General features: G+C 64.0%; 15 protein-coding genes. 3 read left to right on the top strand and 12 right to left on the bottom strand.

What is annotated here, in order from left to right; translation table 11 throughout:
- Positions 1–41: 41 nt before the first annotated feature.
- From rseP to rpsB, 8 genes are all read right to left on the bottom strand, one after another.
- Positions 42–1430 (bottom strand): RIP metalloprotease RseP, encoded by a 1389-nt coding sequence (gene rseP, locus P3T23_RS21480; RefSeq protein ID WP_429318135.1) that lies wholly within the window; start codon positions 1428–1430, stop codon positions 42–44.
- Positions 1431–1437: 7 nt separating this feature from the next.
- Positions 1438–2643: a 1-deoxy-D-xylulose-5-phosphate reductoisomerase gene (locus tag P3T23_RS21475; RefSeq protein ID WP_429318134.1), complete on the bottom strand. Its 1206-nt coding sequence runs from the start codon at positions 2641–2643 to the stop codon at positions 1438–1440.
- A 10-nt stretch (positions 2644–2653) separates the two neighbouring features.
- A complete protein-coding gene (locus tag P3T23_RS21470; protein WP_429318133.1) occupies positions 2654–3475 on the bottom strand; it encodes a phosphatidate cytidylyltransferase in 822 nt (273 codons plus the stop codon).
- Positions 3469–4251 carry a polyprenyl diphosphate synthase gene (uppS, locus tag P3T23_RS21465; RefSeq protein WP_429318132.1) on the bottom strand — a complete coding sequence of 261 codons (783 nt, stop codon included), beginning with the start codon at positions 4249–4251 and terminating at the stop codon, positions 3469–3471. Before uppS ends, P3T23_RS21470 begins: the two co-directional genes overlap by 7 nt.
- Before the next feature lie 64 nt (positions 4252–4315).
- Complete coding sequence (gene frr / locus P3T23_RS21460; protein ID WP_429318131.1) at positions 4316–4876, bottom strand: ribosome recycling factor; 561 nt, start codon at positions 4874–4876, stop codon at positions 4316–4318.
- Positions 4877–4969: 93 nt separating this feature from the next.
- Positions 4970–5683, bottom strand: coding sequence for a UMP kinase (gene pyrH / locus P3T23_RS21455; protein WP_429318130.1), 714 nt, complete (start codon positions 5681–5683; stop codon positions 4970–4972).
- 234 nt (positions 5684–5917) lie between these two features.
- Positions 5918–6799, bottom strand: coding sequence for a translation elongation factor Ts (gene tsf, locus P3T23_RS21450; RefSeq protein WP_429318129.1), 882 nt, complete (start codon positions 6797–6799; stop codon positions 5918–5920).
- A gap of 190 nt (positions 6800–6989) precedes the next feature.
- Positions 6990–7742 (bottom strand): 30S ribosomal protein S2, encoded by a 753-nt coding sequence (rpsB, locus tag P3T23_RS21445; protein WP_133662855.1) that lies wholly within the window; start codon positions 7740–7742, stop codon positions 6990–6992.
- A 405-nt stretch (positions 7743–8147) separates the two neighbouring features.
- On the opposite strand from rpsB, the gene map reads away from it, so the two are divergent.
- The 3 genes from map to P3T23_RS21430 are packed head-to-tail and all read left to right on the top strand — an operon-like array spanning position 8148 to position 13527.
- Complete coding sequence (gene map, locus P3T23_RS21440) at positions 8148–8957, top strand: type I methionyl aminopeptidase (RefSeq protein WP_429318128.1); 810 nt, start codon at positions 8148–8150, stop codon at positions 8955–8957.
- Between the two features lie 31 nt (positions 8958–8988).
- On the top strand, positions 8989–11565 hold the full coding sequence (locus P3T23_RS21435) for a [protein-PII] uridylyltransferase (protein ID WP_429318127.1): 2577 nt from the start codon (positions 8989–8991) through the stop codon (positions 11563–11565).
- 6 nt (positions 11566–11571) lie between these two features.
- Positions 11572–13527 carry a pseudouridine synthase gene (locus P3T23_RS21430; protein ID WP_429318126.1) on the top strand — a complete coding sequence of 652 codons (1956 nt, stop codon included), beginning with the start codon at positions 11572–11574 and terminating at the stop codon, positions 13525–13527.
- Positions 13528–13632: 105 nt separating this feature from the next.
- On the opposite strand, the gene def is transcribed toward P3T23_RS21430, so the two are convergent.
- The 4 genes from def to smc all read right to left on the bottom strand — a co-directional run bounded on the left by def (position 13633) and on the right by smc (position 21457).
- Entirely contained in the window at positions 13633–14166 is a 534-nt protein-coding gene (def, locus tag P3T23_RS21425; protein WP_429318125.1) for a peptide deformylase, read from the bottom strand.
- The gene (gene ligA / locus P3T23_RS21420; RefSeq protein ID WP_429318124.1) at positions 14163–16214 is read right to left on the bottom strand and encodes an NAD-dependent DNA ligase LigA; all 2052 of its coding nucleotides are present in this window, start codon (positions 16212–16214) and stop codon (positions 14163–14165) included. Before ligA ends, def begins: the two co-directional genes overlap by 4 nt.
- Positions 16215–16571: 357 nt before the next feature.
- Entirely contained in the window at positions 16572–17816 is a 1245-nt protein-coding gene (locus P3T23_RS21415; protein ID WP_429318123.1) for a cell division protein ZipA C-terminal FtsZ-binding domain-containing protein, read from the bottom strand.
- Between the two features lie 122 nt (positions 17817–17938).
- A complete protein-coding gene (gene smc, locus P3T23_RS21410) occupies positions 17939–21457 on the bottom strand; it encodes a chromosome segregation protein SMC (protein WP_429318122.1) in 3519 nt (1172 codons plus the stop codon).
- Positions 21458–21575: the final 118 nt, after the last annotated feature.

Genomic DNA, 21575 nt, shown 5'->3' with positions numbered 1-21575 from the left:
ATCGGGTCGGGCGGTCGCCATCGTGAACGCCGCCAGACACTTTAAAAATGGATTAAACGAGCCAGATCGTTGAAGAGCGCAATCGCCGACAGTGCGACGATGCAAACCAGCCCCGCTCTTTGCAAAACGAGCTGCCAGCGATCGGATACGGCCTTGCCGGTTACAGCTTCAACCAAATAATATAACAGATGCCCCCCGTCCAATACCGGAATTGGTAAGAGGTTTAGCACGCCAAGGCTGATACTGACGAGCGCGAGGAACGACAAAAACGCAGACGGACCAAGGCGCGCGCTCTTACCCGCATAGTCCGCGATGGTCACCGGACCGGACAGGTTCTTCAGCGACGCCTCGCCGACGATCATCCTGCCGAACATCCGCAACGAGTAAATCGCGATATCCCACGTGCGGCGCACACCGAGCTGGAGACTCTCAACCGGGCCGTAACGCACGTCGACAGACGGCACCTGGGTTGCGAGCGCCGCACCGATACGGCCGACGTTCTGCCCTGTCGCGCCGTCGCGCGACATCACTGGAACGAGGCTGATGTCATGCCGCGTACCCGCTTCCTTACCCTGCGCGCCACGCTCGATCTGCAGCGAGATCGTCTTGCCCGCGTGTGCCTTCACGTATGCGATGAAAGCCGTCGCGCTGTCGACCGGTTTGCCATCGACGGCACGCAGAAGGTCACCTGCAATGAGACCGGCATGTTGCGCCGGGCTACCCGGCTCCACGCCTGCCACCGACAACGTCCCGCCGCCCGGCTCGAAGCCGAGTCGCGTCATGAAGTCGTCGTCGACATCGTGTTCGGTGACGCCACTCAGGTCCAGCGCGAAATCAAACGTGCCGCGGCCGTCCTTCGCACCGAGCACGACGCGGCGCTGATCGAACGCCGCGCCCATCAGCTTCCACCGCAGGTCCGACCACGAGCGGACCGATTCGCTTTCGCTGGCGTTAGCATCGCGGATCGAGACGATCTTTTCACCGCCGTCGAAGCCCGCCTGCGCAGCCGGCGTATTCGGCGCCGGGGCCGCGACAATCGCGGCCGGCTCGGTCACCCCGCCTGCAAACACGGCGGCGAACAGCACGATGGCCAGCAGGAAATTGGCGATCGGGCCGGCCGCCACAATCGCGATCCGTTTCCCGACCGACTGCCGGTTGAACGCGCGCGGCAACTCGTCGGCAGGAATGGGCGCACCTTCCTCGCGCTCATCGAGCATCTTCACGTAACCGCCGAGCGGGAGCGCCGAGATCGTCCATTCGGTGCCGGTCTTTTTGCTGACCCACTGCACCAGGGGCTTGCCGAACCCGATCGAAAAACGCAGCACCTTCACGCCGCACAGGCGCGCGACGCTGTAATGGCCATACTCGTGGACGACGACGAGCACGCCAATCGCAACCGCGAAGGCAACGAGTTCGATCAACAGGTTCATGAACGCCTCACTGGACGGCGCGTTCCGTGCGGCGGGCACCCGCAGGCAGGCTGTCGATGAAAGTGGCAGCGGCACGGCGCGCGACGGCGTCGGCGTCGATCACGTCGTCGAGTACCGCCGCGCTGCGGTTCGGCAGCGCATTCAGCACGGCATCGACAACCTGGGCAATCGCCATGAAACCAATCCGGCGCGACAGGAACGCTTCGACGGCAACCTCATTGGCGGCGTTCAGCGCCGCACTTGCGATACCACCTTCGGCCAGCGCTTCCATCGCCAGCGCGAGACACGGGAAACGCGCGTAATCGGGTTTCTCAAATGTCAGCGACGCGACCTCGACCAGGTCGAGCTGCGCAACGCCGGAATCGACGCGATCCGGGAACGCCAGCGCGTGCGCGATCGGCGTGCGCATGTCGGGGTTGCCCAGTTGCGCGAGCACCGATCCATCAGCGTACGACACCAGCGAATGGATCACGCTCTGCGGGTGGATCAGCACCTCGATGCGCTCGCCTGGCAGACTAAACAGCCAGTGCGCCTCGATGACTTCAAGACCCTTGTTCATCATCGTTGCCGAGTCGACCGAAATCTTTCGGCCCATTACCCAGTTCGGATGTTTGCAGGCTTCGTCGGGCGTGACGTCGACGAGCGTCGACGGTTCGCGTGTGCGGAACGGGCCGCCCGAGGCTGTCAGGATGATTTTCGAAACGCCGCCATGCAGCGCAGCTTCGCGCGGCAGGCACTGGAAGATCGCGTTATGTTCACTGTCGACCGGCAGCAGGATCGCGCCGTGATCGCGCACGGCGTCCATGAAGATCGAGCCGGACATCACCAGTGCTTCCTTATTCGCAAGCAGGATGCGTTTGCCGGCGCGGGCGGCGGCAAGGCTCGGCGCGAGGCCCGCAGCACCGACAATCGCCGCGACCACCGTATCGCAGGCATCGCTCTTCGAGACGTCGACAAGCGCCTGCGGACCGTAGGTCACTTCAGTCTTGCAGCCGGCTTCGCGCAGCTTCGCCGCGACGCTCGCAGCGGTTTGGGCATCGCCGACCACGGCCACTTCGGGCCTGAAACGCACGCACTGCTCGACGAGCTTCTCGCCGTTGCGGTGCGCGGTCAGCGCATAGACAGAAAAACGCTCGGGATGACGCGCGACGACGTCGAGCGTGCTGTCTCCAATCGAGCCCGTGGAACCGAGCAGAGTTAATCTTTTTTGCATGTCTCTTTCTCTAGCCGAGCAGCAGCATCGCGAGCGGCAGCACCGGCAACAACGCGTCGATGCGATCCAGCACACCGCCATGGCCCGGCAGCAGACCGCTGGAATCTTTCACGCCGGCCTGGCGCTTCAGCATCGACTCGAACAGGTCACCGACTATGCTGAATACGACCAGCACAGTCAGCGCGATCAGGGCGCGCGGTGCGCCCAGGCGCTCCAGCAGCGCCGAATACAGGGTTGGCTCGAACGCATGCAGGAGCGCGGCCAGAATGGCGACGACCAGCACGGCGACCCAGCCGCCGAGCGCGCCTTCCCAGGTCTTACCCGGACTGATGGCAGGCGCGAGCTTGTGTTTACCGAACGCCTTTCCCGAGAAGTATGCGCCGATATCGGCCAGCCATACCACTAGCAGCAGCGACAGCACGAACGGCACACCTTCGATGCGGGCGGCTACAAGCGCGTGCCAGCAGGCCACGAACACGACAATACCGGCCACGAACAGGAACAGACGCCACGAGCCTTGCGCCAGCACAGGCCTGCGCAGCAGGACAAACGGCCCGGCCAGCACCCAGAACACGGTCGCCGCCTGAAACAGCGGCCGGGGCTGCTCGACGCCGGTGCCGAGCTTCGTGCTCGCGACCAGCGCTGCCGCGGTCACCAGCGCATAGATGACCGGCCCGGCGCCGCCGAGTTTCAGAAGGCGCGCCCATTCCCAGGCGGCGAAAACGACGACGAACGCGATCAGCGCGCCAAACGCGCCGACCGGCGCAAATAGCGTGACCGGCAGAAGCACAGCCAGCAGAACGATCGCCGTGATGACACGGGTCTTCAGCATGGAAGCGAATCGACGTTATTCGATTGCGGTTCGAGCTGGGCGCTCGTACGACCAAAGCGACGCTCGCGCTCCGCATAGGACGCGATGGCGTGCCCCAAGGCATCGGCGTCGAAATCTGGCCAGAATGTATCGGTGAAATAGAACTCGGTGTACGCGAGTTGCCACAGCAGGAAATTGCTGATGCGCTGCTCGCCGCCGGTGCGAATGAAAAGATCAGGCTCCGGCGCGTAAGCCATCGCCAGATGCCCGGCGAAAGCCTCCTCGGTCACGTCGACGGGCCGGCCTGCAGCCACCGACTGCTCGACCAGCTTACGCGTGGCCTGCATGATGTCCCAGCGGCCGCCGTAATTGGCGGCGATGGTCAGGGTAAGACGGGTGTTGCGCGCGGTTTTTGTTTCCGCGCGACGAATCAGGTCCTGAATGCGTTTATCGAACATCGACAGATCGCCGACGACGCGCAAGCGGATGCCGTTTGCGTGCAGCTTGCCGATTTCACGTTCGAGCGCCGTCACGAAGAGACGCATCAGGAACGAGACTTCGTCGTTCGGACGACGCCAGTTTTCGGAACTGAATGCGAACAGCGTCAGGTATTCGACGCCGCGGCGCGCGCATGCCTCGACGGCCGCGCGGACCGCGTCGACGCCGCGCGTGTGGCCCGCTACGCGGGGCAGTCGGCGCTGCGTCGCCCAACGGCCGTTGCCGTCCATGATGATCGCGATATGTCGCGGCACTGCTGCGACATCAGGCACGCGAACGGTAGAGCTGGTATAGGTCATGGCCGTCGGGACAGTGACTGCAAAAAGAAAGTGAAGACCGCGAAGGTTCTGGCGCCTTACGGCTTCAAACCGTCATGATCTCGGCTTCTTTCGTCGTGACGAGCTTGTCGATTTCCGCGACAAATCTGTCCGTCAGCTTCTGGACATCGTCGCCAGCGCGGCGCTCGTCGTCTTCGGAGATTTCCTTGTCTTTCACGAGCTTTTTCAGTTGCTCGTTAGCGTCGCGACGCAGATTGCGGATGGCGACCTTGGCCGTTTCGGCTTCGCTCTTGACGACCTTCGTCAGCTCACGACGACGCTCTTCCGTCAGCGCAGGCATCGGTACACGGATCACGTCGCCCTGGGTAGCCGGATTCAGACCCAGATCCGACTCACGGATCGCCTTTTCGACGACCGCCACCATCTTCTTTTCCCACGGCTGGACGCCGATGGTGCGCGCGTCGATCAGCGTCAGATTGGCGACCTGCGAAATCGGCACCGGCGAGCCGTAGTAGTCCACCTGGATATGATCCAGCAGCCCCGTGTGTGCGCGACCCGTGCGGATCTTCGACAGATCGTTGCGAAACGCTTCGATCGAGCGCTGCATCTTCTGGTCAGCGCCTTTCTTGATGTCAGCCACAGACATGATTAAACCTCCGAACCTTTAAAACGGTGCAGGCCGGCCAGCGCGCGCACCGGCGGCGGCCTGCGTTCAAGCCCACATTACGTGGAAGAGAGTTTACACGTGGACGAGCGTGCCTTCGTCCTCGCCCAATACGATGCGCTTGAGCGCGCCCGGCTTGACGATCGAAAACACGCGGATCGGCAGCTTCTGATCGCGGCACAGCGCAAAGGCCGTCGCGTCCATCACCTGCAGATTGCGACCGATGGCCTCGTCGAAGCTGATCGTCGTATAGCGCGTCGCCGAGGCGTCTTTCTTCGGGTCGGCCGAATAGACGCCGTCCACCTTGGTGGCCTTCAGCACGACTTCCGCGCCGATTTCCGAACCGCGCAGCGCCGCAGCGGTGTCGGTGGTGAAAAACGGGTTGCCGGTACCGGCCGCGAAGATCACCACCTTGCCTTCTTCCAGCTGACGGATGGCGCGGGGGCGAATGTACGGCTCAACAACCTGGTCCATGCGCAGCGCCGACTGTACGCGCGCCTCGATGCCCGCGTGACGCATGGCATCCTGCAGCGCGAGCGCGTTCATCATCGTCGCAAGCATTCCCATGTAGTCTGCCGTCGCGCGGTCCATGCCGGCTGCACCGCCTGCCACACCGCGGAAAATATTGCCGCCCCCGATGACGACCGCCAGCTGCGTGCCGAGCCGGACCACCTCGGCTACATCCGCCACCATTCTTTCGATCGTCGCGCGATTGATGCCGAAGGCATCATCGCCCATCAAGGCTTCGCCGGAGAGTTTGAGGAGGACGCGTTTATAGGCAGTGGGCATAGAGATATCCAGATCGCGCAGAAGAGGACGACAACAACTTGGAACTGTAGGGGTGAAATGCTGATTCGGGCAAGCGCCGCGAAATTGGCAAACCGGAAGGTTCACCGGCAGCGGCCGCCATGCCGGCCCAACCCCGGGATTCAACCCGGCGGCCGCCCCGCATGCAGCCTTGCGGCGCTGCCGGCCGCGGCAGGATCTTGCCCCACCGCGGGTCCAACCGTAGTGCCTTGATACTTATTGCTGCTTCGCAGCAGCGACCTGAGCAGCCACTTCGGCGGCAAAATCGTCCTGACGCTTTTCGATGCCTTCTCCGACCACGAACAGCGCGAACTTCTGCACGCTCGTGTTCGCTGCCTTCAGCATCTGCTCGATCGTCTGCTTGTCGTTCTTCACGAACGGCTGGTTCAGCAGCGACACTTCCTTCAGGTACTTTTGCACGCTGCCGTCGACCATCTTCGCGACGATTTCAGCCGGCTTGCCCGATTCGGCGGCCTTCTGCTCGGCGATGCTGCGTTCCTTGGCGATCAGGTCGGCCGGCACTTCGTCCGACGACAGCGAAACCGGCTTCATCGCGGCGATGTGCATCGCGACGTCCTTGCCGACCTGCTCGTCGGCGCCCGTGTACTCGACCAGCACGCCGATACGCGTGCCGTGCAGGTACGCTGCCAGCTGGTTCGAGGTTTCGAAACGCACGAAACGGCGGATCGACAGGTTTTCACCGATCTTGCCGACCAGCGCGAGACGCACGGCGTCGACCGTCGTGCCATCCAGCGGCAGTGCCGACAGTGCAGCCACATCAGCCGGGTTCTGCTTTGCGATCAGTTCTGCGATGGTCTTCGAGAAGGCCAGGAAGTCGTCGTTCTTCGAAACGAAGTCGGTTTCGCAGTTCAGTTCGACGATCGCGCCTGCGTTGCCGCCGATGAACGATGCGATCACGCCTTCAGCCGTCACGCGCGATGCTGCCTTGCTGGCCTTGTTGCCCAGCTTCACGCGCAGCAGCTCTTCGGCACGGGCCATGTCGCCCTCGGCTTCCGTCAGCGCCTTCTTGCATTCCATCATCGGCGCGTCGGTCTTCGCGCGCAGTTCTGCAACCATGCTTGCGGTAATTGCCGCCATCATTCGCTCCTTGAGTCTGTCTTTCACACGCCGCCCGCACTTCGATGCCAGCGGCAATAATTCGTTTCCGCATCAGCGCGAAATTTTTATCGCGCTGTTTCCAGACGTGCGCCCGCGCCCATCTGGGCGTCGCGGCTTAAAAAAAGGGGGCCTGTAGAAAGCCCCCTTTTTTGCCGGACACGGGGCAACCTTACGCCTCCGAGTTGACCTCGACGAACTCGTCGCCGTCGCCACCGCGTGCGGCCTGCACCACTTCGTTGACCGCATTCGCGCGGCCTTCGAGGATCGCATCAGCCACGCCTTGCGTGTACAGGGCGACTGCCTTGCTGGCGTCGTCATTACCCGGGATCACGTAGTCGATGCCTTCCGGCGAGTGATTCGTATCAACCACGGCGATGACCGGCACGCCGAGCTTGTTCGCTTCGGTGACGGCAATCTTGTGGTAGCCAACGTCGACCACGAAGATTGCGTCCGGAATGCCGCCCATGTCCTTCACGCCGCCGATCGACTTTTGCAGCTTCGCGATTTCGCGTTCGAACAGCAGCGCTTCCTTCTTGCTCATGCGCTCGAGTTCGCCTGCCTCAACAGCCGCTTCCATGTCCTTCAGGCGCTTGATCGACACCTTCAGCGTCTTGAAGTTGGTCAGCATGCCGCCGAGCCAACGGGCGTTGACGTACGGCATACCGGCGCGTTGCGCCTCTTCGGCGATTGTGTCGCGCGATTGACGCTTCGTGCCGACAAACAGAATCGTGCCGCGGTTCGCTGCCAGTTGACGCACATACTTCAGTGCGTCGTTGTACATCGGCAGCGTCTTTTCGAGGTTGATGATGTGAATCTTGTTGCGATGACCGAAAATGAAGGGGGCCATCTTCGGGTTCCAGAAGCGCGTCTGGTGACCAAAGTGGACACCGGCTTCCAGCATTTGACGCATGGTAACTGCCATGAAATTCTCCGCTAGGGTTAGGTCTTAAGCCGGCTGCCGTATCCGCCGCGCCGCCTTCGCCACCTCACTGTGACCAAGACCTGACGCCGCGAACACCCTGGGTGCGCCGGCTTGCGAATCTGCTACTCTTGCCACCACTTTCGCGGTGCATCAAAGCCACCCCCGACAATTCAAATAACCAGGGGCGACTTAGCCAAACATTATAGCACGTGACTATCGGACGACTCAACCCGCCCGGTATCCCCAAACCAGCCACGGGTTGCACCTTGCCGCCTCACCCCGCTCGAATACGCCCCGGAGCACCGGCAAACAGACGCCCAGCCCGGCAAACGCCCTCGCAAAAGCCTGCGGCAGGCCCCATATGGTGCGATAATCGTTGGATAAATCGCATTTCAGGCCCGACTCATGGCTATTACGCTCAAAAACGAAGACGATATCGCCCAGATGCGCGTTGCCGGCAGGCTCGCGAGCGAGGTGCTCGACTACATCACACCATTCGTGAAGGCGGGGATCACGACCGGCGAGCTCGACCGCCTGTGCCACGAATACATGCTGAAGGAACAGGGCACGATTCCCGCCCCGCTCAACTATCAGCCGCCAGGCTACCCGCCCTATCCGAAGGCCACGTGCATTTCCGTCAACGACGTCATCTGCCATGGCATTCCCGGCGACAAGGCGCTCAAGAACGGCGATGCGCTCAATATCGACGTCACCGTCATCAAGAACGGCTATTTCGGCGACACAAGCCGGATGTTCATCGTCGGCGAAGGCTCGATCCTCGCAAAACGCCTTGTCCAGACCACGTTCGAATGCATGTGGCTCGGCATCGAACAGGTTCGCCCGGGCGCCCATCTGGGCGACATCGGCCACGCGATCCAGCGGTATGCCGAAGCGCAGGGTTACAGCGTCGTGCGCGAATATTGCGGTCACGGCATTGGCACCGTCTTCCACGACGACCCGCAGGTCCTGCATTACGGCCGCCCGGGCACCGGCATCGAACTGCAAAAGGGCATGATCTTCACCATCGAACCAATGATCAACGCCGGCCGCCGCGATATCCGTACCATGCCCGACCAGTGGACGGTCAAGACCAAGGATCGCAGCCTGTCGGCGCAGTGGGAACATACGGTGCTCGTCACGGAAACCGGTTACGAAGTCCTGACCGTTTCCGCCGGTACGCCTGCCCGCCCGGCGCTCGTCGCCGCCACCGCCTGAGCGGCCCTTCCGTCCACTGACCCGTTTGCCCATGAGTGTTCCAGCGGTTGCTCTTTCCCAAGCCACATCGCTCAAGGCGGACTACAAGGTGGCCAAAGCCTCATTGCTGGAACGCTTCAGGACTGCGACCAACGTCGATTCGCTGATGCGCGCGCTCGCGCGCCTGACCGATCGTGCACTGCGTGGCGCCTGGGATGCCTGCGAGCTGCCAGCATCGCTCGCGCTGGTGGCCGTGGGTGGCTATGGGCGCGGCGAGCTGGCGCCGCATTCCGATATCGACATTCTGGTCCTGCTGCCCGACCAACCGGTCGCGCACCTCGAGGCCCGCATCGAGCGCTTTATCGGCCTCGCGTGGGATCTCGGGCTTGATCTCGGCAGCAGCGTGCGATCGGTCTCGCAATGTATCGAGGAAGCGGGCAATGACGTCACCGTGCGCACCTCGCTTCTCGAAGCGCGGCAGATTACGGGCAGCGCGACACTCTTCGAAGAATTCTCGCGGCGCTACCGGGACGCACTCGATCCCCGCGCCTTCTTCCAGGCGAAAATGCTGGAAATGCGGCAGCGCCACGCCAAATTTCAGGACACCCCCTATGCGCTCGAGCCGAACGTCAAGGAAAGCCCGGGTGGCCTGCGCGACCTGCAACTGATTCTGTGGATTACCCAGGCGGCCGGATTCGGCAGTAGCTGGCGCGAACTCGACGCACGGGGCCTCATCACAGACCGTGAAGCGCGCGAACTGCGTCACAACGAAGGCTTTCTGAAGGCGCTGCGGGCACGGCTGCATGTGATCGCCGGACGTCGCCAGGACATTCTGGTGTTCGACCTGCAGAACGCGGTGGCGGAAAGCTTCGGCTACAAGGCGACCGCGACCAAACGCGCCAGCGAACAGCTGATGCGGCGCTACTACTGGGCCGCCAAGGCCGTCACGCAACTCGCTACGATCCTGGTCCAGAACATCGAGGCGCAACTTTTTCCGACTACGAGCGGCGTCACGCGCGTGCTGTCGGACCGTTTCGTCGAAAAACAGGGCATGCTCGAAATTGCGGCCGATGACGTCTTCGAACGCGAGCCGAACGCCATTCTCGAGGCGTTTCTGCTATATGAGGAAACGCCCGGCGTGAAGGGGTTGTCCGCACGCACGCTGCGCGCGCTCTACAACGCGCGCGACGCAATGGATCAGCGCTGGCGGCGCGATCCCGAAAACCGGCGCCTCTTCATGGAGATCCTGAAGCAGCCGCAAGGCGTCACACATGCGCTGCGGCTGATGAACCAGACGAGCGTGCTCGGGCGCTATCTGCTGAATTTCCGTCGTATTGTCGGACAGATGCAGCACGACCTGTACCACGTCTACACGGTCGACCAGCACATCCTGATGGTGTTGCGCAACCTGCGCCGCTTCGCGGTGGCCGAGCACGCGCACGAGTATCCGTTCTGCAGCCAGCTGATCGCGAATTTCGAGCGCCCGTGGGTGCTGTACGTGGCCGCGCTCTTTCACGACATTGCCAAGGGGCGCGGCGGCGACCATTCGACCCTCGGCATGGCCGATGCGCGTCGCTTCTGCCGCGACCACGATGTCGGGGGCGCCGACGGCGACCTCGTCGTCTGGCTGGTCCAGCACCACCTGACCATGAGTCAGGTGGCACAAAAGCAGGACACGAGCGACCCTGAGGTCATCAAGCGATTCGCGGAACTGGTCGGCTCGGAGCGGCGGCTGACGGCCCTGTACCTGCTGACGGTCGCCGATATTCGCGGCACCAGCCCGAAGGTCTGGAACGCGTGGAAAGGCAAACTGCTCGAAGACCTGTACCGCAAGACGCTCGCCGTACTCGGCGGCGCGCGCCCGGATGCACACTCGGAACTGAAAGCGCGCAAGGAAAAGGCGGTAGCGCTGCTCAGGCTCGAAACGGTGCCAGAGAACGCCCACTGCCCACTGTGGGAGCAACTCGATGTCGGCTATTTCCTGCGTCACGACGCCGCCGACATCGCCTGGCAGACGCGTGTGCTCTATCGGCATGTGCAAACGCCGGTGCCCATCGTCCGCGCCCGTCCTTCGCCGATCGGCGAGGGGCTGCAGGTGCTCGTCTACGTGAAGGACCAGCCGGATCTGTTCGCCGCCATCTGCGCCTATTTCGACCGGAATGCGCTGTCAGTGCTCGATGCGCGCGTCAGCACGACGCGGCACGGTTACGCGCTGGATAACTTCCTCGTCGCACATACCGAGGAAGACGTGCATTATCGCGACATTGCCAATCTGGTCGAGCAGCAACTCACCGCGCGGCTCTCGGGCGAAGGCCCGCTGCTGCCGGAACCGTCGAAGGGGCGTCTTTCACGCCTGTCGCGGACCTTCCCTGTCACGCCGCGCGTCGACCTTCGGGCTGACGAGCGCGGCCAGTACTACATCCTGTCCGTGTCGGCGAACGACCGGCCAGGCCTTCTTTATTCGATCGCGCGCGTGCTGGCGGAACATCGGGTCGGCGTCCATGCGGCGCGGATCAATACGCTCGGCGAACGCGTCGAGGACGTGTTTCTGCTGGACGGTCACGGCCTCTCGGACAGCCGCCTGCAAATTCAGGTCGAGACCGAACTGCTGCGCGCGATTGCAGTGTGAGATTTCATGCGAGTCAAACTGACAGCCAAGCACCCGCGGCCGGCCACTGCCGATCGCGCCCCCGTTCGCTCCGGCAGCGCTGCCGCACGCAGCAAGTCGAAGCCTGTCGGCCCCAAGCCGACGTCCATGCTGGGAGCCGGCGCCCGCAAGGGCGCTGAAAGCGGCGGCGCACGTCGTGGCGGCCCGGCAGCCCCTGCTGGCGCAGTGAAGCGGTCTTTCGGCACGAGCGCTCCAGCGGCGGGCGGCAAGCGCACGCCGACGGGCGGTGGTCGCGCCGGCGCCGGCGATCGGCCTGCACGCGCCGAGGGCAACGCACCGCGCGAACGTACTTTTGGCGAACGCACCGAGCGGCGTTCGCAGGCCGATCGCCCGCCGCGCCGCGAAGGCGCTGGCGGCCCACCCCGACGGGCAGACAGCGAGCGTGGCGAACGCGCACCCGGTTCTTTCGCCGGTGCCCGCGACCGTGCGGATCGACCACCGCGTCGTGCAGACAGCGAGCGCACCGGTGGGGAACGCGCGCCGCGCCGTTTTGACAGCGAGCGAGATCGCAGCGACCGGCCGGCGCGCGCGCCCCGCGAGGACGGTGCAAAACGGCCATACAGCGGCGCCCGCGGCACGGACGAGACCAGGCGTCCGTTTTCGCCCCGCCCCGCCCGCTCTGCTGATGCCAGCCCACGCGGCGAGCGGCCCGCGCGTCGCGAACGCGACGAATCGCGCGACCGCAGTGAAACCGCGCGCCCGAAGTTCGGAGCGGATCGCGGCGCACCCGGCGCGCGACGCGATTCGGATCGCCCGGCACGCAGCGCCGAAGGCCGTCGCCAGGGTGACGATCGTCCGTCGTTCCCGAAAGAGCGTCCTTCGTCCGAGCGGAGCCCGCGCGGAGAGCGCACTTTCGCGAAACCGGTGAAGAGCGGTTATGCGGACCGGTCCGAACGCCCCGCGCGAGACGACCGCACAGCGGGCACGTCCGCGAGGCGCGGTTCCGGCGATCGTATCGAGCGCAGCGATCGGGGTGACCGCTCCGCTTCGCCGCGCGCCCCCCGCACGGGCGACACCGCCGGTGCCTACGCCCGCCGCCCGGCCGATCGGGAGCGCCCGGCACGTGACGACAAACCGGCACGACGCGCACCTTCCACCGCAACGAGACCGGAACGCACCACGCAAGCTGCTTCACATCCCGCCGAACGTGAATACGACGATCAACCGGGCGTGCTGCGTCTGTCGAAGCGCATGTCGGAACTGGGTCTGTGCTCCCGCCGGGAAGCCGACGAATGGATCGAGAAAGGTTTGGTGCTTGTCGACGGTGTGAGGATCGACACGCTTGGCACCAAGGTCCGTCCGGAGCAGCATATCGAGATCGACCCGGCAGCCCAGGCGGCCCAGGCAAAGCAGGTCACCATCCTGCTGCACAAACCGGTGGGCTACGTGTCGGGACAGGCCGAGGACGGCTATCTGCCCGCGGTGACACTGGTCACACCGGAAAACCACTGGGACGGCGATCGGTCGAATATCCGCTTTTCGCCCACGCAACTGCGCGCGCTCGCGCCCGCCGGCCGTCTCGACATCGACTCCACCGGCCTGCTAGTGCTCACGCAGGACGGCCGCATCGCCAAACAGCTGATCGGAGGGCATTCGGATGTCGACAAGGAATATCTGGTACGCGTGACGTGGGGCGAGCAGACCACGGATATCGACCAGAGCTTCCCCCCCGAAAGTCTCGCCCTGCTGCGTCACGGCCTGTCGCTCGATGACGTGCCGCTCAAACCGGCGATGGTCAGCTGGCAGAACGGTGAACAGTTGCGCTTCGTCCTGCGCGAGGGCAAGAAGCGCCAGATCCGCCGCATGTGCGAACTGGTCGGACTTGCGGTGGTGGGCCTGAAGCGGGTGCGGATGGGGCGCGTATTGCTCGGCGCGCTGCCGCAGGGGCAATGGCGCTATCTGGACGCGGACGAGTCGTTCTGAGCCGGTCGTTCGTCGACCTGCATCATCTTTCAGCCGAAGCAAAACGCCCGCGAATGCGGGCGTTTTGTTGAGTGCCCATGCAGCCGGTGTAGCGGAAACCGCACCTCACTCGTCGATGTTCGGATCGAGATCCGGGAACAGCACCTCGGTGAAGCCGAACTTCGAGAAATCCGTGATCCGCATCGGGTAAAGCTTGCCGATCAGGTGATCACATTCATGCTGGACAACCCGTGCATGGAAGCCTTCGGCAACCCGATCGATCGGTTTGCCGAACTGGTCGAAGCCGTGGTACCGGATCATCGTCAAGCGGCTAACCGCGCCGCGCAGACCGGGGACGGACAGACAACCTTCCCATCCCTCTTCCGTGTCCAGCGACACCGGTGTGATGACCGGATTGATCAGCACCGTTTCCGGCACCGGCGGCGCGTCCGGATAGCGTTCGTTCTGGCCGAAACCGAAAATCACCACCTGCAGATCGACGCCGATCTGCGGCGCAGCGAGCCCCGCGCCGTCTGCGTCGTGCATCGTCTCGAACATGTCTTTGACGAGCTCGTGCAACTCGGGTGTATCGAAATGCTCGACCGTCGCGGCGATGCGCAGAAGGCGCGGATCGCCCATCTTGAGGATTTCACGGATCATGTCAGGTGCCCCTCCAGGAGCTTGCGCATACCATCTTCGTCGAGTACGGGGACGCCGAGTTCCTCTGCCTTCGCGAGTTTGCTGCCCGCTTCGGCGCCGGCCACCACGTAGTCGGTTTTTTTCGACACCGACCCCGCCACCTTCGCGCCGGCCGCTTCGAGCATTTCCCTAGCTGCTTCGCGGGCGAGATTTGGCAACGTACCGGTCAACACGACCGTCTTGCCAGCCAGCACGCCTTGCGGCGCCTTCGGCGCTGGCGGACCCTCCGCCCACGTCACCTTGCCTGGCGCGCGCAACTGGTCGATCACCGTGCGGTTGTGCGCTTCCGCAAAGAACTGGTGAATCGATTCGGCGACCACCGGCCCGACGTCGTTGACCTCCAGCAGTTCTTCGACCGAAGCGTTCATGATCGGATCGAGCGAGCCGAAATGCTTCGCGAGATCCTTCGCCGTCGATTCGCCGACATGGCGAATTCCCAGCGCATAGATAAAACGGGCGAGCGTGGTGTGTTTTGCCTTTTCGAGCGAATCAAGCAGGTTCTGTGCCGACTTGTCCGCGAAACGATCGAGGGCCGCGAGCGTCGAAAAGCCGATGTTGAACAGATCGGCGGGCGTGCGGACGAGATTCTGTTCGACCAGCTGATCGATGATTTTCTCACCGAGGCCATCGATATCAAGCGCGCGGCGCTGTGCGAAATGCCACAACGCCTGCTTGCGCTGCGCCGGGCAGAAGAGCCCACCCGTGCAGCGTGCGATCGCTTCGTCCGGAAGACGCTCGATCGCGGACCCGCAGACCGGACAGTGCGTCGGCATCACAAACTCGTGCGCATCGTCCGGACGGCGATCGAGCAGCGCGCTCACCACTTCGGGAATCACGTCGCCGGCACGCCGGACAATGACCGTATCGCCGATACGGATGTCCTTGCGACGCACCTCGTCCTCGTTGTGCAGCGTTGCATTCGTCACGGTCGCGCCACCGACGAATACCGGCTCGAGCCGCGCCACCGGCGTGATCGCGCCAGTACGGCCGACCTGCACGTCGATGGCGAGCAGCCGGGTCAACGCCTCCTGCGCCGGGAACTTGTGCGCGAGCGCGAAGCGCGGCGCGCGCGACACGAAGCCGAGCCTGTCCTGCTCCTCGCGCCGGTTCACCTTGTAGACGACACCATCGATGTCATACGGCAAGCCGTCGCGCTTCTCGCCAACCGCGCGAAAAAACGACAGCAGCCCTTGCGCACCCTCGACCACGGAGCGCTCGCCGTTGACCGGCAAGCCGAGTGCGCTGTACCAGTCGAGCAATGCGCTGTGCGTCGCGGGCATCTCCATGCCTTCCAGCACGCCGATTCCGTAAGCGAAGAACGACAGCGGGCGCTGCGCGGTGATCTTCGGATCGAGCTGGCGCAGGCTGCCTGCCGCGGCATTGCGGGGATTTGCGAACTCGCGTTGCTCCGCTTCTCGCTGCCGTGCGTTGAGCCGTTCGAAATCGCGGCGGAACATCAACACTTCGCCGCGCACATCGAGCGTTGCCGGGATATGTCTGCCCTTCAGCGTAAGAGGAATCGAGCGGATGGTCCGGACGTTCTCCGTGACGTCTTCGCCCGTCGTGCCGTCTCCACGCGTCGAAGCCTGAACGAAGTGCCCATCGACATAGCGCAACGAAATCGCCAGACCGTCGAACTTGAGCTCGCACGCATACTCCACAGGCGACTTGCCCAGCGCTTCGGAGACGCGCTTGTCGAACGCGACGATGTCCTCGTCTGCGAAGCCGTTGTTGAGCGACAACATCGGCATCGAATGCAGGACCGGTTCGAAGCCGCGCGCCGCCTCACCGCCTACGCGCTGGGTGGGCGAATCGGGTGTGACGAGGTCCGGGTGCTCCGCCTCGATCTGCTGCAGTTCCTTGAAGAGCCGGTCGTATTCGGCATCCGGCAGGTCCGGCTGGTCGAGCACGTAGTACGCGTGGTTGGCGCGCTCCAGTTCAGCGCGCAGCCATGCGGCCCGGTCGGCCGGGGACGTGGTGGCAGGATCGGGGACAACGGTTCGGGCCATGCTGTGAAGGCGTTCGCTGAGGTCATTGAGATGTCAGATTATCGCAGGAAGCGCGGGCCGTGGCATCGCCCGGATGGCAAGGATTGTGCGCACGCCGGCACTTGCATATCGGGGCTTCCCGGTCTCTTCGGCAAGCGCTCGCTGGATCGCGTTGGCATCGATTCGATACGGCGCGGGACGCCTTTGCAGGCAATCACGCGTCACGATATCCGCGGACGAGAGCAGCCAATGATCGCCATCATGGAGGCATGGCTCGACAGCGCGAGACGGCTAAAGCAGTGGGGAAATGAAAAGCAGAGAGTTGCCGGGCGACATGGGCAAACATCGCCCGGCAGTCAGAAGATGAATGAAGTGGTGTTACTGGCTGAACAGCCGGCGCGTCGCCGGCGAGCCCGCGGGGATGCCCGCCTGCTCCAGTTTCGCGTACAGCGTCATCAACTGCTTTTCGATTGCGAGCAGCGAGCTTTCAGGCAGCGGGCGACGCTGATCGTCGACAACCCGGGCACCGATCCGCTCAGACAGTGACTTCGCGTAATCACACATCAGACGGAACGGCAGGATGTCCTCGTCCGCGACCGGCACGTCGAGCACCAGCGTAATCATCTGGCCGCCCTTGTAGGTCAGGTCGTCGCGCAGGAAGTTGGTGTCGCCGAACTGCAGCATGAAGACCGGGCTCTGCTTCGCATCGAGCTTCACGAAGCGCGTGCCATCGCGCGACAGCAGCAGGCCATCCTGCGAAGCCACCGCCTGCACATAATTCGCCGACCAGGGCGCACCGTCGGACATCACGTTGATCGACAATTGCGCATCGCATTGCGCGGCGAAGCCATCCAGCTCGCGCGCCATGGCGACGGTCTCCAGCATGTCCGGAAACTCCGGTGCAGCGTCGATCGCGTCGGCGAACTGCTGCACGCCGGTGACGAATTCGGAGAACTCCAGTTCGTTGAGCGGGCCGCTGCGATTTGCGAGCTGGGCTGCCGCCCGCAGTTCTTCGTAGCGAACGCCGTTCTGCAGCAACTCCCAGATGCCGCCGCCTTCGGGCTTGCCTTCGATATAAACCGGCTTGCTGCCCGCGCGACGCAAACGCTGCGCAAACGGGATCACTTTGTCGCCCGCCACGGGCCCCGTAGGACGGATCGGCACGATGCAGTCGATGCGCCGGTCCACCACGGCGGGCGGTGCGGAAGAGATGGTCGTCGCGGCAGGCAGGATCGGTTCGATCTGCTCCTTGCCGGAGGCCGGCGACACCTCTTCGTCGACCGGCTCCGGAAAGCCGTTCGGCGTCGTCGTTTCTGCCTGGATATCGGCAGGCGTATCGAGTGGCGCTACGCCCGCGCCCCCGAAGCTCGGCTCGACCCGAGCAGCGCTGGCAGCGTCGGCGGATTCGCCAAGCGATGGCTCGCGACGCGTGGTCGGCCGCGCGGGTTCGATGAATGGGCTCTGTTCTTGCTGGTCGTCTCGCGCAAAGGTTTCAGCGGTTTCGGGTGGCATCGGCCGTGGCATCCTGCGGCGCACCTTCGCGCCCTGCCACGCGTTGTACACCACCACGCCCCCGACCACCACGGCGCCTGCGCCGATCAAACCGAGTGTCAACTCGTCCATGCATGCTCCGTCAGCAATTCTTTTATCTGCGTCGCGGCGTACCGCGCCCGCCCCGCGCGGCATGGAGCCGCAGCGTGATGCAGGCGCGCCGCCTGCTCAAATCCGCTTGTTCGTTCAAAAGCTCAAACACCACTCTGGACAAAGCCCGATGCCGTTTCCATATCGACTGCAACGATGCGCGACACGCCCTGCTCCTGCATGGTCACCCCGATCAGTTGCTGCGCCATTTCCATCGCGATCTTGTTGTGTGAAATGAACAGGAACTGCGTCTTGTCGGACATCGCGCGCACGAGGTTGGCGAAGCGTTCGGTATTGGCGTCGTCCAGCGGCGCGTCCACTTCGTCGAGCAGACAGAACGGCGCCGGGTTCAACTGGAACATCGCGAACACGAGGGCTGTCGCCGTCAGCGCCTTTTCGCCGCCCGAGAGCAGATGAATCGTCGAATTCTTCTTGCCCGGCGGCTGGGCCATCACCTGCACGCCGGCGTCGAGAATTTCGTCGCCGGTCATGATGAGCCTCGCCTGACCGCCGCCGAAAAGACGCGGGAACAGTTCGCCGAAGTGCTTGTTGACTTCGTCGAACGTGCCCTGCAGCAGCGTGCGGGTTTCCTGGTCGATCTTGCGGATCGCGTCTTCGAGCGTCTCGATTGCGCTCGTCAGGTCGGCCGACTGCGCATCGAGGAAGGTCTTGCGCTCGCTTGCCGCCTTGAGTTCGTCGAGCGCCGCCATGTTCACCGGACCAAGCGCCGTGATCGCGTTGTTCAGTCGCGTGACTTCACCCTGCAGATACGACGGCTTCATATCCGGCGTGAGCTTCGCCTGCAGTTCAGCTTCATCGACGCCTGCGGCGGCGAGTTGCTCGACGAACTGCTCGCCGTTCAGGCGCGCGGCCTGCTCCTTGAGCTGCAGTTCGGTGATGCGGTCGCGCAAGGGTTGCAACGAGCGTTCGGCAGTCAGACGTGTCTCGTCCGCCGCGCGCAGTTTCGCCGTCAGGTCATCGAGCTCGAGGCGCGCCGCGTGCAGCGCTTCTTCCTTCACCGCACGCACTTCCAGCGCGTCCTGCAGCCCGGTGTGCGCGGTCTGCTGGTTGATCGTTTCGAGTTCGACACGCGCGTCTTCCAGCGATGCCGCCACGCGTTCGCTCTGCTCGTGCGCGACCTGGATGCTGCGTTTCAGCTCATCGATCCGGTTCGCCATGTTGCGCGCGGCAAACCGGGCGTCAGTCGCGGCCCGGTCGAGATCGCGCGAATGGGCACGTGCAGCGGTCAGCTCCTCATCGAGCGCTTCGAACGCGAGCTGGTTGTCCTCGAAGCGCGCCTGCAACTCGGCCAGCTGCGCATCGTGACGCTCGAAGTTCGCTTCCGACTCGCCACGCAACGCGCGCTGCTCTTCGATCTGGGCGGTGATCTCTTCGAGTTCCTCGCGGATCTGCGTGCTGCGTTGCGTGTAGCGCTCATGCGCCTGGGTCAGCTTCAGCACGTCCATCTGCAACGCGTGGACGCGCTGCGTTGCGCGCTCGGCCTGCGAGCGTACGTCGGACAAGGCCTGCGATGCCTGCGTGTGTGCCGCTTCCGCGCGGATGGCGGCGGCCTTCGCCTCATCGGCGAGGAGCGCCTGGGCGCGCACCTGGCGCGTCAGGTTTTCGATTTCCTGCTGGCGGGCCAGCATGCCGGCCTGTTCGGAGTCGGCAGCGTACAACTGCACGCCCACCCGCGTCACCATATGCCCGGCCTTGACGACAAATGCGCCACCTGCGGGCAGTTGCGAGCGCATGGCGAGCGCCTGAGCCAGATCGTCGGCGACGAACGCCTGACCCAGCCAGTCGTTCAGCACCGCACGCAAACCTGCATCGTCGATGCGCACGAGCGACAGCAACGGACGCAGCGCAGGCGGCGCGTCGACCGGCAGACCGGCAGCCGGCGGCGCGTAGAACGCGAGCTTGGCGGGCGGCGCATCGGTCGCGAAGGCCTTGACCCAGTCGAGATTCGACACTTCCAGCGCGGCGAGACGCTCGCGCAGGAGCGCCTCGAGGGCCGTTTCCCAGCCGGCTTCGACGTGCAGCTTTTTCCACAGACGCGGCAACGCGCCCAGCTCATGTTTGTCGAGCCACGGCTGGATCTTGCCTTCCGTCTGGACGTTTTCCTGAAGCTGCTTCAGCGCGGCGAGGCGCGCTTCGAGCTGGTGAATCTGTGCGCTTTCCGCCTGCACGCGTTCCTGAGCAGCACGGCGCTCGCCATCGAGACGCGGCAGCGTCTCCTGCGCATCCGCATGACGTGTCTGTGCGTCGTTGAGGATCTCTTCGTGCTCGGCGAGCTGCATGCGCGATTCTTCGAGGTGCGCTTCGTCCGGGGCGTCGAGGCCGCCTGCTTCCTGCTTCAGGCGCTCGTGACGCTGCTGCAACTGCTGCAGTTGCTGATCGGCATTACGTTGATGCGCGGCTTCGAGCTTGAGCGCCTGTTCGGTCTGCGCGATACCCGCACGCTCTTCATTGAGCTGCGTCTGCGCGTCGCGCCAGCGGGCTTCGAGGGCCGGCATCGCGTCGTGTTTCGCGGCCGCTTCATCTTCGGCGAGCGCGGCCTTTTCCTCCGCGACAGCCAGTTGCTCCTCGGCATCTTCAATGTCGCCCAGGGCCTTTTCGGCCTGCGACTGCCACTGCTCACGCTGCGCGGTCAGCGCCGCGATCTGCGCCTGCACGCGGTTGCGCGATTCGACGATGAACTTGATCTCCGCCTCGAGGCGGCTCACTTCGGCGTTCGCTTCGTACAGCGCGCCTTGCGCACCCTGCATCGCGTCGCTGGCGGAATAGTGCGCCACGCGCAGCGTTTCGAGCTGCGCTTCGACTTCGCGCAGCTTCGCGGTATGCATTTCGAGGTCGATCTGGGCCTGCTCGATGGCGCGTTGCTGGCGCTCCTGCTCGCTGCCCGCCTCGTTCTTGCGCAACAGCCACAAGAGACGCTGCTTCTCTTCGCCGTCCGCCTGCAATTCCTTGAACTTCGTTGCGACGACGGCCTGCGCTTCGAGCTTTTCGAGGTTCGTGCCGAGTTCGCGGACGATGTCCTCGACACGCGTCAGATTCTCGCGCGTGTCGTGCAGACGGCTCTCCGTTTCGCGCCGGCGTTCCTTGTACTTCGACACACCCGCGGCTTCTTCGAGAAACACGCGCAGCTCTTCGGGCTTCGCCTCGATGATCCGCGCGATCATGCCCTGCCCTATGATCGCGTAAGCGCGCGGACCGAGGCCCGTGCCGAGGAAGATGTCCTGGATGTCGCGCCGCCGCGCCGGCAGGTTGTTAATGTAATAGCTCGACGTGCCGTCGCGCGTCAGCACGCGCTTGACGGCGATTTCGGCATACTGGCCCCACTGGCCGGCGGCACGGCCATCGGCGTTGTCGAAGACGAGTTCGACGCTGGCGCGGCTGCCCGGCTTGCGCGCCGTCGAGCCATTGAAGATCACGTCCTGCATCGACTCGCCGCGCAGCTCGGAGGCGCGCGATTCGCCGAGCACCCAGCGCACGGCATCGATGATGTTGGACTTGCCGCACCCATTGGGACCGACCACGCCAACCAGCTGGCCCGGAACCTGGAAATGCGTGGGATCGACGAATGATTTGAAGCCAGCGAGTTTGATCGAGGTCAGACGCACGGCGATATCGCTGATTGAAAAGGGAAAATTGGAACGGACCGCGAACGCCGCTCGCGCCGTTCGCAAACGCTGCATAACGGCACGCGGCCACGCCGCGGTGCTGGCGCCGCAGGCGCGC

This window comes from Paraburkholderia sp. GAS448, assembly GCF_050435685.1.
GTDB lineage: Bacteria > Pseudomonadota > Gammaproteobacteria > Burkholderiales > Burkholderiaceae > Paraburkholderia.
Note: the sequence above shows the minus strand (reverse complement) of the source record. Positions and strands in the feature narration are given on the sequence as shown.